Origin of the sequence: Paraburkholderia sp. BR10872, from assembly GCF_040965835.1 — a bacterium.
In the GTDB taxonomy this organism is placed as follows: Bacteria; Pseudomonadota; Gammaproteobacteria; order Burkholderiales; family Burkholderiaceae; genus Paraburkholderia; species Paraburkholderia nodosa_A.
Genome location: NZ_JBFRCN010000019.1, coordinates 106,094 through 127,245, shown reverse-complemented (window position 1 = coordinate 127,245; position 21,152 = coordinate 106,094). Strand labels below are relative to the sequence as shown.

Sequence of the window (21,152 nt, the reverse complement as noted above, 5' to 3'; positions counted from 1 at the left end):
AGCGCGGTGGCGTTCGCGATTGCCGGAGTCTTCGGGGGGCTCGTCGCCAGCAGCATTCCCTATTACCGGACATTCAAGGAGTTCGAGGATGCACGGCTCGGTGCGTGGAAAGCCAAACGAATTTGCGTGAATAGCCTGACCTGCACCCATCTCGAGCACGCCGCTTTCTGGGCGGGGTGCGTGATTGCTATTGCCGGGATCAGCTGGGTTATGGTGCCTGTCGTGTGGTCGAACTTCAGGGCGACCACCTCGGTTACAGCCACAACATCTCCGCGCCTTGAGCAACTCAAGCAAAAGTGCGACCTCTATGGCTACGTTCGCGGAACGTCCCAGCATGCTGACTGCGTGCGGATCCTGGATTCCCCGCCGGCTGGCCGTGGCTGACGGCGAAAAGTCGGTAGATTTCGGTCGTGTAGTTGGAGCGGCTCTCAGCCCACGGGCACGCTGCCACCACCGCGGCCCGGCGGGCTGCCGGACTGCGCGCGTAGCTGGGAAAGGAAACGGGCCGACTGGCGAGCCGACCCGCGGCTTACGGCTTGAAGCCCGCGCGCGCGGCGGGGGCCGGCGGCGGCGAGGCCTCGGCCACCGCCTTTTCATCGCGATCGATCGCCGACAGGATCAGTGTCTTGCGCTCGTCCCCGACCGGCAGCAGATCCACGCGCTTCCTGAGCTTCACCAGATCCACCATGCCGTGGCGGATCAGCTCCTGGTTGAAGGCTCGGTCCTTGTGGCGGTCCGCCACGTATTTGGACAGCGCGAGATCGTGCACGTCAATGCAGTAGCCGACGCCGCCACCCGTGGCCGGTGTCGCCACCTGGGTGAGACGACCTTCCCACCCCACCGGCAGCACCGCGGTGCGGGGATCGACGCCCTGCGCATAGTAGCCGTAGGTCTCGTTGAAGGGCGAGCCCTCGCCGATCGAGCCGTCGATCAGGTCCGACAGCTTTTCCCAGTTCACGCGCGGATAGATGTCGAGCTCGTTCGACTGCAGCAGCGACTCGGGCGCATTGGGAAATGCACCAAGAATCGACTGGCTGCCAACGATCACGAATTCGGTTTCCTGCGTGATGGCCGACGCGGCGCGGATCACATGTTCGAGTTGGTCGCGTTCCATTGCCTGAGAAAGCTCCAGCGTTCCTGTGGGGAGAGTACGCCCGCGAACGGGGTGGATTGCCGCAGTTCCCTTGCCCGCTCGCTATCCTCGGTCGCCACGGCCAGGGCGGCCGGGATCCCCTGCTCCAGCAGCCTCGACCAGGCCGCAAGCAGCGGGCCGTTGCGTCCGGGCGTGCGGGACCAGCGCTCGATATTCTGAGACGCGATCTCGAACAGCTTCGGCTCGGCGCGGATCTTGTCGGCGATCAGGCGATGCATCGCCAGGCTACGCCGGTCAAGTCGTTCGTGCGAGCTCGACACAACTTCCATCTGGAATCTCCCGGATTGCACAGGGCCTTATGCCGATCGTAAGGCATCTTGCTGGCCCTGTCACGACCGGTTGCCGCCGCTCCCACGCACCTGCTGTGCGAGCGCGCGACGCCCGGAGTCCGCGGATCGCATCGGGCGGCGCGTTTGACCGGTCGCTGACGCCGCGATGACGCGGCAACGACGCCACCGTGACGCGAGCGAAGACCTTGCCGGCAAGTCGCGGTGGCGCAGGCCGCAATGAATGCGTCCTGCCCTCGGTGCGCCGGTACGCGGCAGAGCGGGATCGCGGTGACGCTCTTACTTTCGGGTCTTGCAGAATTCTTCACGGTCAGTCGTCGGCGGAGACCTCTGGTTGCTTTTCTTTTCGTTTCCAGAAAAATCCCGTTATCGGGACAAGAATCGCGGTCCATAGCCACTTCCAATTGTCTTTACTAAATTCCGCAAGGCGCTGAATCCCAGTTACTGTCACGACCATCGAGCCGTCATACACGTCTACAAGACGGGGTGTTACAACACCGTCCACTTTGATCTCGGCTTCGAGTTCGACGTGCAGAGGGATCTTTCCGGGCTTCAGCGGCTTGACGGTCCATTTCCAGGTTGTGGGTGCCTCATCACTAACCGCCTGCAGCGACGGCGACAGCTCCGTGATCGCGACGGCGTCTGCTGCGCCAGAAAGGGTTGCCTTCATCCGAGATGAGATTCGTACGTCGTGACTCTCCACGATACCGGGCGCCTCAACCAATTTCGCGACCGCTTCTCGCGTCTTTTCCGGGGCAATGGTTAGCTGGACCGGCGCAGACGGGTCGTCGATGTTCATTGGGGGCGGCGTATTGAATGCCGCCGGCGCTTCTTTCGACGCCGCGAGTGCGGAATTCACGTCGGAAAAGCCGCCGGTACCGCTGCTGATGTCCGGCTTTGCCGGGGGGGCGAAGGCCCAAACGACAGGGGGGGCTCCACCACCGCCACCGACGCTGCTGCGGCCCGGCGTTCCGCCTCCAGCACTCTCATTTCTGTATTGTGGATGACCGTGTACGACTATTCCCCCTAGGGTCAGTGGTACTACTTTGATGCACGTGCATCCCGCCGAGTTGCAGGAGAGCGATTGGCCAGGGGGACATCGGACGACGGGCCGAAAAGCGTCTTCAGGAAGATCTCGCTTCGTTCCGACACCGGGCGCGGCCGCGCCGGGTGGCCGAGTCCCAATTTGAAGTGCAAGGATCATCACGATCGTGATGATCCAGAGAAGGACGATCACTGTGCGGCGAACAGCTATGCTCACGATGACCCCCACGCGCGATCATGACTTTGAGCATAGGTCAGTGGAAATTTCGGCGCGCCCAAGATTTGCGCCAAACGAGCGCTAGCGCACAGACAACAGTGCAACCCGAGTATTAGAGGGCAGGGCATTGGCAGGCGCGGAAATCGACCTGAACCGGCAGGGCAGGTCTGTGTCTCACCATCGGTCCGAGTCGAATTACTTCAGATTTCGCGTTGCGGCGGCTTTCCCTGGGAGGGCGGGGACTCCGTTGACTTCTTACGGGAGGCATCGTCCCTGGCACCATGTCCACCCGTCGTAGTCGTTCGGCTGATCACTCCCGAGTGACCGCTTCGCAGTCAAGGGGTAGCGCAACTACACTCGCTTGATCAAGCTCTTGACCCACGACATACAGAACTCGATGGTTTGTTCGATCTGCTGCGGAGTGAAATTTGGCATGTCTTTCGAGCCGGGTCCATGCCCCAAGTCGTTCCGCACGTCACTGTAAAACCGCTGCATGGATTGCCGTTCCCAGCCCTCGATGAATGCGCCGTTCGCCTTGCTCTCAAGGTGATTGAGGAAGTCGGACACCCCTTTTTCCTTACCGGTAGCCCACTTCTTGAGTTCGCAGATGATCTTGATGGTGCTTTCAAGCGCCTTCGCGGCGTAGAACGATGGATCGCGACCGCCCGTGTCTCGGCGATCGATCGCCTCAGCCATATCAATGCTGACGTTCTTCCATTGGGCATCCTTCACCAACAGCCAGAATGGTTGCTCGACCTGGTTTTGGAGCTGCTCATCCTGCGTAATCTGCAAGAACCCGTTGTGGTAGTGCAATGGCATACCAGCCTGTTTCAGGCGCTCGTTCAGCTCATGTACGTTTGCCGCGAACGCCCTGTTCATGCCCTCATTGATGGCCCGCACACTGTCGGCCAGCTTGCCAGGGAGCGTCATGGGTTTCCGGCGCAACTTGTCCTGCAATTCGGCGTGGGCCAGCTGTTGCGGAAACTCGGCGTTCGCCTGAGTGACCTGCTCCTCTCGAGTGCGGAAGGCCAATTCGACGAAGCTCAGGCGATGCTTGACGAACATGTCGGGGTCCAGGCCGTCAATGAAATTGAAATTCAGCCACTGCTCGACCACGAAGTTCATGTCGTTCCAACCTGAGTTCGTCCAGGGCTTGCCCATCCACTCGGTCTGGTAGGAGTAGTACTTCGGCGAGAGTTCCTTGACCCCGAACTCCATTGACAGGCGGTCGTGAATACCAGTCCAGGTCGTCTTGACAGTCTCGTCTACCTTTTCGTCGTACCCGTAGTACTTCCAGATCTGCTCATTGACGATTCTGTATGCCTGAACAAACAGCGCAGATTCCTTCTGTCCGACGCTTTCAAAAAGCGGGCGATTTGCGTACCTGCGAAAAAAGACATCAGTCAGCATGGTCGATTTCTCTCATTCCATCAGCTTCGAGGTAGCCACTCGCGCTATCCACCGTGTGCCCCGGTCCGGCGTCGAGCATCTGGCACGCTGCGCTCACACGTACCGCTCCAGCTCCCGCACCCGCCTGATCCGCCGTAGGCAGGCCTATGCGTCTTCAGACGACGGCAGGCTCATCGCATCAGCAATCAGAGCGTCCACTCTTTCCTGGGCGTCTTTGATCAGTCGAGGGCTCGTCCATCCCGTCGGACCGACCTGAATCCGAAAGAAGTCGCTGAAGAACATCCGTGAGGTTGCCCCGTCGTCATTCGCTATCGCGGCGTCGCGCAAAAGCCGTGGCAGATTGACCTCACCTTTGCGCACCGCACCCACCAGCCGCTCGAATTCTTCTATCCCCATCACGAAGACGTTCGAGAGCGGCAGCGTGTGCTCGGCGGCCGCGTCGGGATAACCTCTGTGTTCTTCCGGTATCAGGCGTTGCAGCGCTTGCCCACCGCCAATGAAGAGCTCGCGGCTGGTGACGATCAGAAGGAAGTCCTCTCGTTTTGCGAAGCGCGCCGCCAGAGCCTTGTTCTCGCGAACGACCTTCCCCACCTTCCATCCCTGCTCAAGCGCTTCACGCACTCGCCGCATCTTCCTATGCGCCCATAACGGGCTGTCCTCCACGATGCTGTCGTCCTCGAACTTGCTCAGCTTCGCCTCGACGAAGACGTTGCAATCATCGTCGCCGTCGAATATGACTTCGACCGAGGGCATCTGCGGGCCAACAAGACGCTTGTACTCGGCCTCGTCCATCAGGCTCAACCCCGACTCTCCCGCGAGCTCGGTGACGTAACTCTCGAACACCCGACTGAAAGAGGCCGTGTATCTAGAGTCGAAAAGATCGGTAAGCCGCAGGTGAACGATTTCCTCGATCCCCCGCGCGAACACCAGCCTATGCCAGCAATGGATCAGGCCGTTAGGCAACTGGAGCAGCGGAAAGCGCTTCAAGTACGGGAATTCGTACAGCTCGTTCATTCCGTGGAGACGTTGTGCCGGGTCCTTCTGCAACTCCTCGCGCAGGGCAACTACGTCCCGCGCAAACACATCGAAAATCCCGTCGACCTTGTCGCCGTACGTCGCGCGCAGAGGCATCATCCAGTCGCGATGTAGCGGGACATCCCCGTTCAGCACGGCTGCGTACAGGGCGAACGAGAGCACGAGGAAATCGTCCGGTTCCATCCCAAAGGCGGCTCGGAACTGCTGTCGGTCCGTACCGTTCTTCGGCAGCCGTGCATACAGTGCGGCCCAGCGCATGTAGTTCCGGGTTTCCTTTCGCTGGAACTCTACCTGTGGATGCATCAGGCTGCGCAGCATGAGGAAGACGTTTTTCGGATGTGCCTCGCGCACATGGTCGGGCATGTCCCACAACTTCTGCCGAATTTCGTCCATCTCGGCTATCGTGATCGCGGCTCCGCCTTGTAGCCTGACGGCGTTGTCCTGGAGCGCCCATTTGACCATCAGCATGGTTAACCATGGGGCGCTTCTCAGTTCCTCCAGCGGGTCTGCAGGGGGATTCCACAGCATGTGCAATGCGGCGTTCAGAACCGAGGTTGCGCTGTAGCGGGCGAGCCGGTTCCTGATAGACCGGTAGGCTTCATCCATGCTGACTTTATGCACGGGCATTTTTCGGGCGAGGCGCATTGCGAAGGGCACGTCACCCTGGAACGTCGATACTTTCATTGGCAGAATCCGGCTCGAGCGCCGGCTGAAATTCCATTAGCCGTTACGGTAACACCGCTCAGCACGCTTGATAATCGGCTCCGCTCGGCGCTTGCTGACACGCGACCGAACCAGGTTGTCAGGGATCCGGGCGGAGTCCCGTTCCCGGCGCGAAACCTCTAGCCAGCGCCATCGCCGGTTTGGCCAGCGGCGGGATCGCCAAACAACGAAGGAAAATCGTGCATCAGCTTGGCGCTAAGGTCATGCTCGGGGAAGCGTGCTATCGCCGACGCCCAAACCTCCGCCGCCATTGCTGGGTCACCGCCGTTCCAGTGCGCCCCGCCAAGATCGAACCTCGCCAGGTCATGGTCCGGGTCGAGCCCGAGAGTCCTCTCGTAACCGTCGATCGCCTCTGGCCAGCAACCGAGGCTGGCGTATGAAGCGGCGAGCTGGAACCAGCTCATGGCGTCCGGCTGAACGGTCTGAGCCTGCTCCAGCAGCAGCGGCACGCTCTCAGCGAACCGCCCCAGTTCCTTGAGGGCAATCGCGAGACAAAAGCCGTATTCGCCGCCTGCCAGTTCATAAGCCTGGCGAAAGCAGCGCTCCGCTTCCGCCCAGTCGTCGTCTTCCTGCGCCCAGTGGCCCAGACGATCCCAGGGCAGCGCGGCATTGTCGGCGTCGATCTGGGCGATGTGCCGGTCAAATTCTTCGCAGAACTCACCATACGTCTTCCCGACGTTCTCTCCCTTGCCGCGCAGATAGAACGTTGTCATGAGGAGCTCGTACCTCGCCTGGGGATCCTCGGGGTTCGCCCTGACGTAGCGCTGCCAGAAGGGCAACGCCTGGCGGGCGTTGTCCACACTCGAGCGCCCGAAGGCAGCAACCAGACCGCGACACCACGGCCAGATCCAGCGGAAGCGGTCAGCCTGAGCCACCAGGCCGTTGATTTCGCGAAACGCCGCCCGGCCATCGCCAAGGTTGAAAAGGACATTGGCGCGCCAGCCGGTGACCGTGAAAGTCCGCCCCTGCTTTTGATTTGAGAAGACGACCTGGTCGAGATGATGCAGCGCATCCTCGTACCTGCCCACGCGGACATAGTGGATGCCCAGAGCAGTGTGAGCCTCCGCGAGTTCGGGATTCAACCGCAAAGCCTCGTGGTAGTGATCCATCGCCGGGTCATGGTCGCCGAGCAGCGCGTAGCTGGAGCCAAGGTTCTTGTGGATCTGAGCAGCCAGTTCGGGGGCGGCAGCGAGCATCGGGTCGGCGAGGGCGGCTTCGAACGCGCGCTTTGCTTCCGGCTCGTCCTGGAGAGCGTGAAAGGCGTTTCCTATCGTGTATTGCAGATCGCTGACCTGATGACGACGGTCAGTGAGCCTCGCGCGGAAAAAGCGGATGGCCTCCTCGATGCGCTCCGGGTGGTGGCTCAGGTCGTCCATGCCGAGATTGATCTCGGCCATGTAGCAAATGCCCATTGCGTCGCTGCCAGCGCCCAGAGCGGCAGCGAAGCTGGCGAATCCGGCGCTGATCGCATCGTCTGCGTTCTGCTCATACAGCTGCACGAGCAGGTTGCGCGCCCGCGCCGGATCGTCGGGCACATGGACGTCCGGCGCAGACGCGAGAACATGACTGGAGAGGTCCGTCGCGCTCACGCCGACTGCACCGATCCGCCGATCGCGTGATGCCCTTGCCCAGGCACGGGCGAGCTCCGCGATCCGGTCAAGACGTGTCGGCGTCAGCTCATCAACGAACGACACGGTCAGCGATGCCTGGTCGCTCCAGTTCGTTCCGCCATGCTCATATTGCTGAACAACACTTTCCACCGTGCGAATGCGCAATGACCGCGTCGGCACGTGATAGGCGACGTAAAAGCTGTAAGGCTGCATCAGCAGGTAGTTGAGGTTCGTGCGGTCTACCCCGACGCTGAGCGAGCCGTTGGCGTTCAGCGCACCCTCAGTTCCCTTGAGCTGGACATGGACCCGCGCATTGGTGGCGCGGCCATCGGCGATCACCTCGATCTGGCAGTCGGTCCCGTAGTCCTTGCGGTCCGCCGCCTGAAGAATGAACGCGCCACTTTCGCCCAGCCGCATCTGGAAGGCGGCGATTGCGTTGTCCTCGATTTCGTGATTCCGGTGGCGATGCGGTAGTTCGTCAAAGTGACTCATAAGCTCAGCTCGAAGTGTCAGGGTATCCAGGCTATGCCGCTTCCGTCGTCCTTTTCTTGCGAGGTGGAGCCGGATCCTCGACGGCACGCATCTCATCCGCCGGATAGAGATTCAAATAGGAGCGCGCTTCGTCCATCGAGCTGCTGACGAGCCACCCCTCATAGTCCGACGGCCGCACAATCACGACCGAGCGCTTCTCATCGCCGGGCTTGTGGAATCGCTTCATCAGCGGATGCTCGTCGGAGTTCACGGTGAGCATCGTGAATGAAAGCGCACGGCCCTCCGGGTCGTTCCACTCACGCCACAGACCCGCGATAGCAAACGGCGCGTCGTCTGCCATCCCGATCCTCCAGCGCACGGCCTTCCCGCTCTCGTAGTTCGGTTCGTAGAAAGCGTCACACGGAATCAAGGCCAGTTGCTGTTTCTTCCACGCACCGCTGAAGCTGCGCTTCTCCCCTACTGTTTCCGCCCGAGCGTTCATTGTGTCGAAGACTCGCACGCCGTCCGGTATGTGCCGGCGCGGAACGATGCCAAACGTTGCAACGTCAGCCTGCAGCTCGCCATCAAGCCGGCGGATGATCGGCGCGGGATAGTCCTTCCATACCTCGTCGCGCCACTCGCTTTTCGGGGGCTCGATTCCATAGTGCTTGAAGAAGGTGTCACGTCGAGCAGCCGCGTAGTTCGTGCACATTCACGTCTCCTCGTTCGCTGGATCCGGCACAGCCTAGCGCGTGGTGGATCTGCATGATACTGTATATTTATACAGTGTTACCGGGAATGATGATGGAACCCCTATTTGAATGGAAGTGGGCGTACTGGGACGAGTCCCGTGCCTGCTTTGTCGAGACGCCCATCTGGATGACTGATGACGAGGCGAGGTGCGACTGGTTCGCCTACGACGATATGCGGTCGCGAAAGCTCGAGCACACCAAACGCGATCGTCGCCGCGGGGAGAGTCCGATCGTGGAACTGCCGGAGAGCGATGTGGACTGGGCGAAGGAACGCCGGGTGCGCGGCGAACGCTCGCGCTTCGGCTTACCGCCTTTCGTCACCCCGACCTACAAGGATCTTCGCCGCGCATGGCGTGAGCATCCGATTCCTGAAGTGAAACAGCTGGCACTTGAAGTGCAGACAGCCCGCCACGCCCTCTCGGAACTTGAGGCGATGGTCGCGGAAACGCTCTGGCATGTCGACAAGGACAGCGCGACAATCGACTACGCGCGCAAGGAAATCCGACGAATCCGGCGACGTTTGATGCAGGAGATGCAACGCATCGGCCCAGTGACCGAGAGGCCCAGATGAAACAGTCAACAGGTGGGGTGCTCTGGAGACGTCGTGATCGAGACGAAAGCCATCGAGGCTTCTGACCTGATGCTGGCCACGCGCGAGCGTCGGGTGTTTTCGCGCGAGGGGTGGTGGTTCGAGCTGAAGTACGATGGCTTTCGCTGTCTTGTCCGAAAGTCGCATGATCGCGTCGATCTCGTCTCTCGGCAGGGCAAGCTCCTCAACCGCTCGTTTCCAGAGATTGTCGATGCGGTCTCGGCGGTTCCAGGTTCGTTCGTCTGGGATACGGAGCTCACAGTCGACGAACCTGATGGCCGGTCGTCTTTCGAACGGCTTCAACAGCGGGCCCGCACGTCGGTACTCACTCGGGTACGCGCCGCTGCGCTCAAGGATCCTGCCCGACTCTACGTCTTCGATATGCTCGCGAACGGCAAGCGTGATCTCCGCCCACTAGCGCTCGGTGAGCGAAAAGTCCATCTGCGCGAAACCTTCGAGAACACCAACCGCCTCGTCTACGTGGTCGGTACTGCGGACGCGGGCGAATGGGTCTTCGAGCAGGTCAAGTTGCATGACTTCGAAGGGATGGTGGCGAAGCGCTCGAGCGCACCGTACCGCGCCGGCCGCACGCGTGACTGGCTCAAGATCAAGTACGAAGGCTATAGCCGCCCAGCTGCACTCGGGTTTGGTACTGCACGGCAACTCTAGGCGCGGGGTCGATATCTTGAGGCGTAGTCACCGGCCGCGTGAGCAGCGCATTCGCAATGGCGGATGAGCGGTAGGCCGCAATTAGTGGCTGCTCCGCATTGAACAGCGGACTTAGTTGTAGCTTTGCCGCTGACCGCGTTGTGGTGCTGAAGGGCAGGCGCGACCGCGCTTCTGCCCTAGCGAGTCGTCAGCATTACCTGCGTCGGCCAACGGTGTCCAGTCTGCGGTGTCACCGACAACCGCTCACGGAAGTGCTCGAGGAACCCGACGGCGGTCCGCACGCTCCATTCAGCCACGGCGTGACCAATCACGCGGTCCGGGAAGTAGCCATTGTTCAGGCCGGTCATCGGGTTGTGGTCGGTTTGGTCGTGGTCGGGGAAATACTGCTTCAAATCCTTCTCGAGCTGATCCCGCGCCCGTTGCTCGTGTTGCGGCCTCACCGTATTGGTCGCCAGCCTGTAGTGCGCGAGCGCATTGCGCAGCGTAATCAGCGTCCGCATCGCCTTGACCGGCTTTGACTTGAAGCCGAGTTCGCGCAGTTCAAGCTTGCTCAGGACCTCGGCATACTTCTCGAGGGAAGGCCTCGATTCGAGATCGTTCCTTCGGAATTGGCCGCCCCGCCTGCTCTTCGTCTGCCGAGGCTCGCGCCAGACTTTAGCCAATTTGCCGGCCTGCAATGCGGTCAGGCCAAACAGGTTGCTGCCGCCGGCGACTTCGCAATCCGCAAAGAGTTCGTTCACGAAGGCTTCGACGCCGAGCACACTCATGACGATTGCTGCGCTCGCACAGGCGTGGTGTTCGTCGCGCTCCACCATGCCAAACCCGCGCTTCAGAACATCCGGATCGTTTTCGATCGCATAGGCCTTCTTCGCCAGCAGCGCTGCGCCGGTCAGATAAGACGTCGAGAGGTAGGCCCGCACGAGGAGGGGCGACGAATCGTCCTGCGGTTGCAGAAAAGACAGCACGGTGGTCAAGGAATACTCCCGTCAAGAGTGAGATAGACGATGACGGCGGACTCCGCCGTCATCGTACGTGAGGCGCCAGCGGGCAGGCTGACAGGTGTCCAGCAGTATGGAGATACCCCGTTGCGGTTTCAAGGGTCCAACCGGTCATTCAAGACGAAAGCCAATCAAAGAGCCGCCGCGACTTTCCTGGTAGTGCAGTGAGAAGTACGCACCGCGCGCGAAGTGTTTTGGATGGAATGATTACTGGTCGAGGACTGGATAAGCAACTGGATCGAGCGGCTTTTCCCCATGCACGAGATATTCCAAGTACCGGTTCATTATGACCCACGCGCGACGCGTCACTTCGGTCGTCACTGAACCCGATGTATGCCCTGGCTGCCCGTGCCGCGGATTGGCCGAGGCATCGGTAATGTATTTGAGGTACGCTTCGTCGACCCGAAGGGTTTCGCGCATCCGATTCCACGCGGCCTTATCTTTCGATCCGGGTGGCGCTAACATGTTTTTTATGCGATCCATTGCGCGAGCACACTCGACTAGCGATACATGCGGCAATGAAATTGCCGTCATCAGCTCGCGGAAGGCCATGAAAAGGAGCGGCCGTTGAAGAACCTGCATGCATACCTCATCGAATCCCATGTCGAGAGAGAACGCCGTGCAGATGCCCTCCAAATACGGAGCGTTAGGCACGATGGGTGTCACGGTGCCGTCTGGCGTTTCGAAAGTGTCGAGCAAGACGGTGAGACCATAGGCCATCTTGAATCCGACGACGTCAATCTTCGCACGGCAAATGTCCAACGCACGGCGATACAGATCGGGGAAATGTTCGACCTTCCAGTCGGACACGATGCATTCGATATCGATTACCGATTTGTCGACGCGGCAGACCATGTCCACCTCGTACCCCAGCTCATCCGCTTTCCAATGGACGGTTGGCGTGAAGTTAACCGTCACTTGCATGGACTCGGGAAGCACTCTCCCGTGGAATCGGACTACGGCCTTTTTTGCCATTTTGTTCCTCGATACTTGTGACGCTGCCGGAATGGTGGACGCGTTGCGTGAGTGAAGTTACCGGTCATTTATTGTCGCAACAGTGGCATTCCTAATGCGCCTTACGTGAGCGGCACACCTCAGTGGTCAGTTGCGCTCTCCCTGATATCTGCTTCCCTGCGCTTCAGCAATTCCTGCTCGACACCGAGGATGGACAGGAGGAGGTTAAATGATGTGCGGCTGACCCACATGCTGGCCATCATAGTGAGCGTTGCACAGAACAGGGCGGCCGCCGCGGCGATCCGCGCCAACATCGGATGCGCGTGCGCGAGACCACTCGTCTGGACAGCAATCGCGAAGAGAACGAACACCACGGAAAATGTACCAATGCTGGTGCGAGATGCGCGCAAATCCTGCTGCTTGGCGATGAGAAAAGGCACAAGGTCCGAATGCTGCGAATAAAACTGAATTCTTTCCTCCCTTTCCCGCTCCGCCTTCTCGCCTCTCGCGGCGAGCACTGTGAGCAGCTGCTTGCCTGCGCCATCGAGAAAGCGCGACAGATACACCCCTGCCAGCCCGATGAGCAACGCGACGACCACGACCGAGAACCACCATTCCGGCGAGGCAATGTCTTCGAGGATCTTCTGCATGTTCTATCCTTTGAATCGTTGATGCGTCGGGCGTGGCTTTCGCGTCACGCCGAAACGGCATTCTCCAGACTGGAGGGTCATGCGATGGAACTGCCTCAGGCCGATGGTGCTGATCCCGCGACGGTATTCACCGCTGCGCTGGGCGTGTTGTTCAAGACGCACCCGAACCCCGCTGCGCTACTGGCCGAGTGGGAGCAGATCGCCGCCCAGATGCCGGTCATGATGCTGAAGAACGGCGCGGATGAGGTGAGGCACAACGCGAACGTCGTCATTGCGCAGGGGCTTCTGAAGATTGCGCGTGATGCCGCAGGCACGTCGCCCTCCCGATGAGCACGCTCTAACCGCCACAAACCGGAGTGCAAATTTCGGGGTACCGAGTTTTTCACGTGAAGGTGTCGCCACATCCTAAGAACTCCGCTTCGCGTTTACCGCTATCACCCGATGTCTGGAAACACGTTCTGCTTCAGTGCGGAAATCCACGGCTCTCACGTGGTATACGTATATGCTCTCCGTATCGACTACCAGGGCAGGAGATCTGAGATCGCTGGAGAGCGGATCTCGCGCTGATTCGAGCAAGTCGTCGAGCATTCCCAGGCCCTTACCCTTCCTAACTGGTTGCGGCGGAACTTCGGACGGCACGGTTTCCGTGACACCGTAGCTAATTTTCCAACCCTCGTCCCCTACTTGCCAGGCGTGTGGCTCGAGCTTAGTGCCAGCTGGCAGCTCCATCTCCCTGACCCGCGACGAGCGGTGGAAGAGCACGATATTCTTCCCGCTCCGCGCGGACTGAACCGACGGAAAGATGATGCCGTCCAGCGGGGCGTTCGTCCGGGTCGCCAGAAAGTCGGCGATGGCCTGCGTCGGCAGGTAGTCCAGAGCTTCATCGCCGGGCATGATGGGACGAGTCATGCGCGCCGTCAGCGAGCGGAGGAACACCGCGCGCTCGAGCGCGGCGGCAAAGGATGGGTCGAAGATGCTTCCGCGCTGCGTTACACCTTCGAGTGCCGTGAGATCCAGCAGGCGTAGTGGTCGCACGATGTCGAACCTGCCGACCAGCACACGGCTGCCAACCGGTGGCCGGACCTCCGCAATGGTGACCGAGGCGTTCGTTGCGCCATAGAATACGGTAACACCGCGGGCATTCATCCGGCCATCGCACGCGCAGCCGGAGGGAGGCGGACCCAATGACAGGTCGGGTCTCACTAGCGCCTCCTGCAGCTTATCCTCGGACAGGAACACCCTTGCGCGGTAGACAGATTTCAGGCGTGTAGCAGGACCGGCACGAACGAGCAGCGGCTTGCGCTTGTCTGTGGAGAGTGAGTCCAGTCCTTCGAAGACGCTGTTGAGAACCGCCTCCGCCCCCGCGCTGAAGAACCGCGACTCGGTCTTCAGGAGACGTTCAAACTCCTGCCACTCGAGTTGCCAGAGCACATCGGTCTGTTCCTTCTCTTCGTAGTGGCTCTCGCTGTCGAATTCGCACTCGTCACCCATCTGATACGCATCGAGGTTCGCGTGACGATCGGCGAGGATGCGCTGCACATCTGCGGCGGCCTCTTCGGGGATCCCGGCAGCGTATTCGATCGCTTCGACCACCGGCATGCCGTGGCGAGACCAGTTGTACTCCAACTCCCGATCACCCAGGAGAGATTGCTCGACTGAGTCGGGCTCCGTGGCCGTTCGCGTGTAGTGCCGCTCGAAGGCCTGCCCGATGCAGTCGGCGAGAACCGCCAGGCTATACGCGCGGGCCGTCCCGCCGCAATAGGAACATTCTGCGGGCTCACCGTCACGCGAGACTTCAGCCTGCAGATACGTTTCCCCGATGCAGGCAGCGCACAGGTGCTTGCCCTCGAGCTCCGCGACGTCCCCGAAATCATCAATCATCTCCATGCCTCGCCTCGCCAAGGGTGCGGCACAAAGTATATCCGGCGCGCCCGTTGCCACCGACCGGCGACCCACCGAGTTGCCCGAAACAGGAGCAGGTCGGACTTGCTGGCGTGAACCCCAGAACTTTGGGGGACGGTGCCCGATGTCACCGCCAGGATCAACAGGGTTATCCACAAAATCTGTGCATAACCCGCAGTTGCCCGGTCGAGCCGCTCATACGGATAGCCCCGCGCGTTGACGACTGAACCATCAACACGAAGACGACGACGTGGTCAGGCGGGACCGGATCACGCAGGTCGCTGCAGCAGTTCGCGCGAATCGCGCGCCATCACGATTTTTCGCGGAAACCCTGTTGCTGGTCTTGCCTTGGTAAATTCTGTATCGATATAATGATGCAGAACATAAGGCGCCGGCAGCGATCCTTTGCCGGTCCGGTGCAGGACGAATCGAGCCCTGGCGGGCGACAGGAGAACGGGCATGGCAATGGCAGCGCAAGACGCGGTAGAGGACAAGCGACCGGCAAAGGAGCTCGCCGACATGGTGTCGCTCAAGATGATGGCCGAGGGCAAGATCGAGGGCGTCAACAAGGTGACGCACTACAAGCTCGATCCGCACATCATCGAGGTTGAGCAGGGCTTCAATATCCGGTTCATGACGCCGGCGCGGCGCGAGTACATCGACGGCATCAAGACGGCCATGCGCGCGGGCGCGAAGTTCCCGCCGCTCGATGTCCGGATCGAGGGCGGCCGCATCATTCTCGTGGATGGTCACAACCGCCTGATTGCAATCCTTGAACTGATCGACGAAGGCGTCGAAATCCTGTTCGTCGAGGTGCGCCAGTTCTCGGGTAACGACGCTGACCGCGTCGCGCACATGGTTGGCACCGGCCAGCAGGGGCTTCCGCTGTCGCAGCTCGAACAGGGTCACGGCTTCCGTCGGCTCCAGAACTTCGGGTGGCCGCTCAAACGCATTGCCAATCACATTGGCAAGTCCGAAACCCTCGTCGAAAAGTGCGTGATGCTCGCCGAGGCGGACACCGAGATCCAGCAGATGCTGGTGCGCGAGGAAGTGTCGGCTGATGTGGTAGTCGACGTGCTGCGCCGGCACCGCTCGCGCGCGCTCGAAGTCCTGCGCGCCCTGCTTGCCAAGGCTCAGAACGCCGGTAGCAGGAAGGTGACCGAGCGCACGCTTCACGGTCCTTCCATTCCGCGCGACGTGGTCGGCAAGGTCGTTGCCTCGCTTTCGACGTTCTATCAGCGCCTGCCGGAGGGGGAGCGCGAAAAACTCGAAACGCTCCTGCAGGGCAACGAAGCCGAACTCGAAGGCCAGACCATCACGCTCGACGCGGCAAGTCTCAAGGGCCTGTTCGACGCACACCACGACGTGCGCGCCGTTTTCGCCAAGGCCGAGCGTCGCGACGAATTGCGTCGCCAGCGCGCCGCAAAGGCGGGTCATAACGACGCGCCAGCGCAAGCTGCCGAACTCGCGGATTGGGGTGAAGCATGATCCGCCGCGAGTACAGGGTGTTCACGATGTGCAGCGGCCTGGGCGGCGGTGCCAAGGGCTTTCAGGAGGCCGTCTCGCAGATCGGCGAGAAAACCGCGACGTGGCGCTGCATCGGGGGGATCGACAACGACGCCGCCGCCTGTCGTGACTTCCGGTCGCTCGTCGGCGTCGATTGCACGCTGATGGACCTCTTCACGCGTGCACAGTACACGGCCTTTAACGAGGCTGAGCCGCCGGCCGGCTGGTCCGAAGTGACGCCGGCCGACGTGCGGCGCGCGGCCGGCAACGAGCATCCGCACTGCGTGTTCATTTCGTCGCCGTGCAAGGGCGCATCCGGGTTGCTCTCGGAGACGTTGAGCCGCACGCCGAAGTATCAGGCGCTCAACGAGCTCACACTGCGTTGCGTGTGGCTGATGTGCGAGGCGTGGAAGGATGACCCGGTCGAGCTGATCGTGTTCGAGAACGTGCCGCGCCTGATGAATCGAGGCCGTCACCTGCTCGACCAGATCGGGCAGATCCTGCGGCACTACGGTTACGCGGTGAATGAAACGACGCACGACTGCGGTGAGATCGGCGGGCTCGCGCAGAGCCGCAAACGCTTCCTGCTCGTCGCGCGTCACATGGAGAAGGTGCCCGCATTCCTCTACGAACCCTCAACGCGCCGCCTGCAGGGTGTTGGTACAGTGCTCGGCCGCATGCCGCTTCCTGGCGACTCGGCCGCGGGTCCGATGCACAGGATTCCTTCACTTCAGTGGAAGACATGGGTGCGTCTGGCGTTTGTTGAAGCAGGCAGCGACTGGCGAAGCCTGAACCGCCTCGCCATCGACAACGGCTATCTGCGCGACTATCTGGTTGTGCCCGAGATGCACAACGGCATGCTTGGCGTGAAGCGGTGGGATGAGCCGGTGGGCGTGGTTGCAGGCGCGAGTCGAGCAACGAATGGCAGTTTCTCGGTCGCGGATCCTCGCGCTCCGGTCGACGCGCTGCAGTACCGCAACTATGGCGTCGTCCAGTGGGAGGACCCGACCGGGGCCATTATCGGTGTGAAGTCGCCAGGGCAAGGCATGTTCTCCGTGGCCGATCCCCGCGCGGAACCGTCTACGCGCTGGCATCACGGCCAGAATTACGGTGTTGTGCGCTGGGGCGACGCGAGCGGCACGATCAGCGGTCAGCAGTGGCCGAATCAGGGCCGCTTTGCCGTCGCCGATGTGCGCACCGGTATCAAGCACAACAACTGCTTTCGTGTCGTTTCGTACGACCAGGCAGCGGGCGTCGTGACGGGCGGCACGGGTCCGAGCGCGGGCGGCCAGGCTGTTGCGGATCCGCGCATGGTGCCTGCGCCGTCAGCACACCATGGGGCGGGTGGCGTGCTGCCCGCAGCCAACGAGAAAACGGTTGCTGTGATCCGCTCGCACGATGGCACGTGGCATCGCCCGTTCACCACGCTCGAGCTGGCCGCGCTGCAATCGCTGGTCGAGCCGGAGGAATACCTCGAGCTCGACGGACTCTCCGACCAGGCGTGGCGAGAGCGCATCGGCAACGCTGTACCGCCGAAAGCGGCCAGGGCCGTGGCGGAGGTGATGGGCACAACGCTGCTGCTCGCAGAGTCGGGCGAAACCTTCCAGCTGTCGTCAACGCCAGTCTGGGTCAGGCCGGTAGCGCTCGCGCTCACCCTGCCGCCTGTCGGTACGCAGTGAATGGCTGCCGCGCTGTATCGTGCGTGCCCTCTTCCTTTCCCGGCACATGCCGGGAGCCTCAATCCGTCGTGGGAGTGAATGAATGACTGCAAATCGTGCAAGGCTCACAATCAACCGCCAGATGCTGCTCGGCGAACTCGCTGCCGATGTAGAAAGCCGTTCGATGCCGTCCGGGGATGCGCTAGTGAACCTGCGTGTGATTACCTATGGCGAGGTGCGCGATCGCACGTCGGGCGAACTGCGCGAGATTCCGGAAACGCATCGTGTCGCCGTTTTCGGCAAGCCTGCCGAAGAGCTACGGAGTCTGAAAAAAGGCGAGATCGTGTACGTCGAGGGGCGTACGCGTACCCGCAAGCATCAGCCTGCCGGCGCGGTCGAAGCAAAGTACTTCACCGAAATCGCCGTCTCCGCGTTCGAGGGCCGGTGCTTGCGATGGGCAGATGCGGCCGCCCAGACGAGCGCGCAGCCGCAGGCGGAAGCATCGCGCACGCCGCCGGGCACGGCTGCCGGCGCGGGTCCGCTCGACGACGAACGGCCGTATTGATGGAGCACGCAACATGAGTATTCGCTCGCTGGACGGGAATCGCACGCAGGTTGCGTTCTTCCATATCGTTGACAGCAAGGGCGCGGCTCTGGGCTGGCTCGGCTTCTGCGAGCGCATCGCTGAAGCGATGCTGCCCGCGATCCTGCACCCTGGCGGCCTCGACGAGGCTGAACGTCGATCGCGGGCTGATCCGCCCGCCGTTGTTGGCTACTACAACGGCGATCTCTTCGTACCGGTCTCGTGGCTGCGCCATGCCATGACCGTCGAGTGGGATCTGGACGTGGCGGATCTGATGAAGATGGCCGCTGAGCAGGCGTGGCGCGCGTCGCACGCCACGAGCAGGCGCACCTGACGCGCCAGGTCGCGCCAGACCCGTGCGCTGCCGATCCTTAAAAGTGTGTATCATTGCAACGATGCGGAATAAATGACGGGCACACCTGCCGGGTTGAGACACCGCAGCGGGCAGGAAACTGTCGGCTTGACCATGAACGGGGAACCGGCGAAGCCGGGAATCAGGAAGCTTTGGGAGCGAGGTGAACGGGATGTCGAAAGTCGACGATTTCACGAGGCGCGTTGGCCATCTCCGGCGGCTTACGCAGGACGATATCGAACCGGCGGCTCCGGCTGCTGCGGCTGAGATTCCGACAGGGGCTGAGCTCGCGAACGGAGGTACCCGTCATCCGGGGCGGCCTCGCAGCGTCGGCCAGATTGCTGTCTTCCGCTCGCCCTACGCGCGGGACACATTTCTCGTCGATGTCGTGGAAAAGGACCGGTACGAGCAACTTCGTTGGGTTGCTCTCCCGGATTCGGATCCGCGTTACGGCGAAGCCATCGCCACGGCGACGGGCCAGCTTCCGGCGCTTGATCCCGATACGCCAGTTGAGCCGACGCGGTCGCGTCCGCTCCGGCCGCAGTGAATCCCGGCGACGCGACCGCGATGCAATCCATCGACGCGCACGGTGATTTCTCACTTACCCCGTTCATCGACGCCTTGATCGGCCTATATCCGGATCGGGAAGCCTGCATCCGACGGATGGCGTCAGAGGATACCGGCCCTGCCCTCGCCGATTACGACGTGTACGGCGCGCGCATGGATACCGGCGCGCGCGTCAACGGCTTTCCGGTCTGGCGTTACTTGCGCAACGATGTTCACGTGTGTGAGACCGCGGCCGGCGGCATCACCCTGTACCGCTGGGTCGAACACGATCCCGAGCCGTGTCTGTGAAAAGGAGCCTCAATGCTGCTCTTCTATGTGGATGAACCGTTGAACGACACAGAAGTTGTTCAGGTTGCCGAAGCGTTCGCGGACGTGGGTGAACGACCGGAGGTCGAGCAACGGCGCATTCCGTTTCTGTATCCGGTCGGTGAGCCGGCACGCGCGCCCAGTTCGACCGAGCTCTTGTCGGCATGCCTCGCGCCTGCCGGACTCAAGGAGCGCGAGGTTTGTGCGCTCGCGATACCTCGGGAAGGCGCGTGGCGGGCCGAAGTGCTCGCTGACGCGTTCTACCGGATGACTCACCGTCGGCCCTACCTCGTCCAGCGCTGGTCGCGGGTCACGTCGAATTCGCCCGCGCATCGAGTTTTTCCCGTCCTCGTTCAGGATGGGTTCGACGCATTGTGCGTGTCGCATCTGTCGCGCATGGCCTGATTCGCCCACTGGCAGCGACATTTTTCAAACTGCTTCCGGCTGGTCGCCGGGCCTTCCCATAAAAGGAATGTAGATGAGCAAAGTCTGGTCCCGCATGCGCCGGTCTATGCGCACCGTCATGCGGCGGCGGGCCCTCGAACGAGGGTTGCGACGGGCGATAGGCCTGGGTGAGCTCTATCTGGTCTGGCAGCCGATCGTTGATGGGATGAATAACACGGTGGTGGGGGCCGAAGCATTGCTCCGCTGGAACAGCCATGAGCTCGGTCCGGTGTCGCCGGTCGAATTCATCCCGGTGGCAGAGGATAGCGGATTGATTATCCCGATCGGAAACTGGGTGATCAGGCAGGCGTGCCGTCAGGTGGCAGAGTGGCGTCGTACGCTTGCGCCGAAGCTCTTCGTTTCCGTGAATGTCTCGCCGGTGCAGGTGCGTCGCGAGCTCGTGGGAGTGGTTGAAACGAGCCTGCATCACGAGGGAATCGAAGCTTCCGCGCTCGAGCTCGAGCTCACGGAGCGGCTGCTGCTGCGCGACAGCGGTGATGAGGGTGATGTGCTCCGGCGGCTCGCGGCCGCCGGCATCATGATCGCAATGGACGACTACGGGACCGGCTATGCATCGTTATCGTATCTGCGCCAGTTCCCGCTCCATAACCTGAAGGTCGACCGCTCGTTCGTCGCTGATCTGCCTGAGTCCCAGAGCTCGTCGCAGATCCTGCACGCCGTGGTGTCGATGGCGCACGCAATGGGCATGATCACAACCGTCGAAGGTGTTGAAACGCAGAATCAGTCGAAGTTCCTGCGCACGCTCGGCTGCGACCGGCAACAGGGTTTCTTCCACGGGCGGCCGGTGAGCGATCACGAATACGCACAGATGTTCGTTCGCGCTGCTGGACCTCGACCCTGCGAACCGGCGCAAGGCCGGGTAGCCGTCAGCACCCCTCAGTAGTCTCCGCCTTGGGGCACGTTGCCTTGCGAAAAGCACTGTATTCGTCGCTGTAAGACACGGCGGTTTTCCATGGTGTTTGCTATACGTTCGTTTCGACTCGAAATATCCAAACGTTGATTCAGACTGTGCAAGGTGCAGTTGCATGAGGCCGGTTGAAGAATCTCGGGCCGTCCCGTCGCCATCAACCGATTCGCGATTCGACCGGTCCGCTGCGTCGCCTTTCGGCGCAGAAATCGCCAATATATTCAAGTTGGATACACGCGTTCATTCGCACACCATACCCGTTGCCGCCCTTCGAATGCGGGATGGATATTTTTCGCCTGCCTCCGATCCACACGTGCGAGAAATCCACCTTTTCCGCTTACATT

At 61.4% G+C, this 21,152-nt stretch carries 23 protein-coding genes; 12 read left to right on the top strand and 11 right to left on the bottom strand.

Annotated features, from left to right (window positions below; all coding sequences use genetic code 11):
* Positions 1–384 (top strand): hypothetical protein (locus AB4Y43_RS17255; protein ID WP_368728393.1); only part of this gene is annotated, 384 nt, incomplete at its 5' end.
* A 145-nt stretch (positions 385–529) separates the two neighbouring features.
* Here AB4Y43_RS17255 and AB4Y43_RS17250 read toward each other — a convergent pair.
* The 7 genes from AB4Y43_RS17250 to AB4Y43_RS17220 form a co-directional block, all read right to left on the bottom strand.
* Complete coding sequence (locus AB4Y43_RS17250; RefSeq protein ID WP_368728392.1) at positions 530–1,114, bottom strand: DUF6036 family nucleotidyltransferase; 585 nt, start codon at positions 1,112–1,114, stop codon at positions 530–532.
* Positions 1,087–1,422 carry a hypothetical protein gene (locus AB4Y43_RS17245; RefSeq protein ID WP_368728391.1) on the bottom strand — a complete coding sequence of 112 codons (336 nt, stop codon included), beginning with the start codon at positions 1,420–1,422 and terminating at the stop codon, positions 1,087–1,089. Before AB4Y43_RS17245 ends, AB4Y43_RS17250 begins: the two co-directional genes overlap by 28 nt.
* A 328-nt stretch (positions 1,423–1,750) precedes the next feature.
* Positions 1,751–2,299 carry a hypothetical protein gene (locus AB4Y43_RS17240; RefSeq protein WP_368728390.1) on the bottom strand — a complete coding sequence of 183 codons (549 nt, stop codon included), beginning with the start codon at positions 2,297–2,299 and terminating at the stop codon, positions 1,751–1,753.
* Positions 2,300–3,052: 753 nt separating this feature from the next.
* A complete protein-coding gene (locus AB4Y43_RS17235) occupies positions 3,053–4,111 on the bottom strand; it encodes an AbiJ-NTD4 domain-containing protein (RefSeq protein ID WP_368728389.1) in 1,059 nt (352 codons plus the stop codon).
* A 144-nt stretch (positions 4,112–4,255) separates the two neighbouring features.
* The gene (locus tag AB4Y43_RS17230; protein WP_368728388.1) at positions 4,256–5,830 is read right to left on the bottom strand and encodes a hypothetical protein; all 1,575 of its coding nucleotides are present in this window, start codon (positions 5,828–5,830) and stop codon (positions 4,256–4,258) included.
* Positions 5,831–5,988: 158 nt separating this feature from the next.
* Positions 5,989–7,971 carry a tetratricopeptide repeat protein gene (locus AB4Y43_RS17225; RefSeq protein ID WP_368728387.1) on the bottom strand — a complete coding sequence of 661 codons (1,983 nt, stop codon included), beginning with the start codon at positions 7,969–7,971 and terminating at the stop codon, positions 5,989–5,991.
* Positions 7,972–8,002: 31 nt separating this feature from the next.
* On the bottom strand, positions 8,003–8,662 hold the full coding sequence (locus tag AB4Y43_RS17220; RefSeq protein ID WP_368728386.1) for an SOS response-associated peptidase: 660 nt from the start codon (positions 8,660–8,662) through the stop codon (positions 8,003–8,005).
* Between the two features lie 53 nt (positions 8,663–8,715).
* Between AB4Y43_RS17220 and AB4Y43_RS17215 the strand changes: the two genes are divergently transcribed.
* Both AB4Y43_RS17215 and AB4Y43_RS17210 read left to right on the top strand, forming a co-directional pair.
* Entirely contained in the window at positions 8,716–9,273 is a 558-nt protein-coding gene (locus AB4Y43_RS17215; RefSeq protein WP_368728385.1) for a hypothetical protein, read from the top strand.
* 33 nt (positions 9,274–9,306) lie between these two features.
* On the top strand, positions 9,307–9,960 hold the full coding sequence (locus AB4Y43_RS17210; RefSeq protein WP_368728384.1) for a DNA ligase: 654 nt from the start codon (positions 9,307–9,309) through the stop codon (positions 9,958–9,960).
* A 176-nt stretch (positions 9,961–10,136) separates the two neighbouring features.
* On the opposite strand, the gene AB4Y43_RS17205 is transcribed toward AB4Y43_RS17210, so the two are convergent.
* The 3 genes from AB4Y43_RS17205 to AB4Y43_RS17195 all read right to left on the bottom strand — a co-directional run bounded on the left by AB4Y43_RS17205 (position 10,137) and on the right by AB4Y43_RS17195 (position 12,562).
* Positions 10,137–10,934, bottom strand: coding sequence for a hypothetical protein (locus AB4Y43_RS17205; protein ID WP_368728383.1), 798 nt, complete (start codon positions 10,932–10,934; stop codon positions 10,137–10,139).
* Between the two features lie 231 nt (positions 10,935–11,165).
* Positions 11,166–11,882: a hypothetical protein gene (locus tag AB4Y43_RS17200; protein ID WP_368728382.1), complete on the bottom strand. Its 717-nt coding sequence runs from the start codon at positions 11,880–11,882 to the stop codon at positions 11,166–11,168.
* A gap of 170 nt (positions 11,883–12,052) precedes the next feature.
* Positions 12,053–12,562, bottom strand: coding sequence for a hypothetical protein (locus AB4Y43_RS17195; protein ID WP_368728381.1), 510 nt, complete (start codon positions 12,560–12,562; stop codon positions 12,053–12,055).
* Positions 12,563–12,646: 84 nt separating this feature from the next.
* Here AB4Y43_RS17195 and AB4Y43_RS17190 point away from each other — a divergent pair, with 84 nt between their 5' ends.
* Entirely contained in the window at positions 12,647–12,892 is a 246-nt protein-coding gene (locus tag AB4Y43_RS17190; RefSeq protein ID WP_368728380.1) for a hypothetical protein, read from the top strand.
* Positions 12,893–12,967: 75 nt separating this feature from the next.
* On the opposite strand, the gene AB4Y43_RS17185 is transcribed toward AB4Y43_RS17190, so the two are convergent.
* The gene (locus AB4Y43_RS17185; RefSeq protein WP_368728379.1) at positions 12,968–14,449 is read right to left on the bottom strand and encodes an RES family NAD+ phosphorylase; all 1,482 of its coding nucleotides are present in this window, start codon (positions 14,447–14,449) and stop codon (positions 12,968–12,970) included.
* A gap of 474 nt (positions 14,450–14,923) precedes the next feature.
* Between AB4Y43_RS17185 and AB4Y43_RS17180 the strand changes: the two genes are divergently transcribed.
* From AB4Y43_RS17180 to AB4Y43_RS17145, 8 genes are all read left to right on the top strand, one after another.
* Entirely contained in the window at positions 14,924–15,952 is a 1,029-nt protein-coding gene (locus AB4Y43_RS17180) for a hypothetical protein (protein ID WP_368728378.1), read from the top strand.
* Entirely contained in the window at positions 15,949–17,649 is a 1,701-nt protein-coding gene (locus AB4Y43_RS17175; RefSeq protein WP_368728377.1) for a DNA cytosine methyltransferase, read from the top strand. Before AB4Y43_RS17180 ends, AB4Y43_RS17175 begins: the two co-directional genes overlap by 4 nt.
* 82 nt (positions 17,650–17,731) lie before the next feature.
* On the top strand, positions 17,732–18,193 hold the full coding sequence (ssb, locus tag AB4Y43_RS17170; protein WP_368728376.1) for a single-stranded DNA-binding protein: 462 nt from the start codon (positions 17,732–17,734) through the stop codon (positions 18,191–18,193).
* A 13-nt stretch (positions 18,194–18,206) separates the two neighbouring features.
* Positions 18,207–18,545, top strand: coding sequence for a hypothetical protein (locus AB4Y43_RS17165; RefSeq protein ID WP_368728375.1), 339 nt, complete (start codon positions 18,207–18,209; stop codon positions 18,543–18,545).
* A 190-nt stretch (positions 18,546–18,735) separates the two neighbouring features.
* Positions 18,736–19,110, top strand: a complete 375-nt coding sequence (locus AB4Y43_RS17160; RefSeq protein ID WP_368728374.1) for a hypothetical protein — start codon at positions 18,736–18,738, stop codon at positions 19,108–19,110.
* Between the two features lie 20 nt (positions 19,111–19,130).
* Entirely contained in the window at positions 19,131–19,418 is a 288-nt protein-coding gene (locus tag AB4Y43_RS17155; protein WP_368728373.1) for a hypothetical protein, read from the top strand.
* A 12-nt stretch (positions 19,419–19,430) separates the two neighbouring features.
* Complete coding sequence (locus tag AB4Y43_RS17150; protein ID WP_368728372.1) at positions 19,431–19,841, top strand: hypothetical protein; 411 nt, start codon at positions 19,431–19,433, stop codon at positions 19,839–19,841.
* 73 nt (positions 19,842–19,914) lie between these two features.
* Complete coding sequence (locus tag AB4Y43_RS17145) at positions 19,915–20,784, top strand: EAL domain-containing protein (protein WP_368728371.1); 870 nt, start codon at positions 19,915–19,917, stop codon at positions 20,782–20,784.
* Positions 20,785–21,152 lie beyond the last annotated feature (368 nt).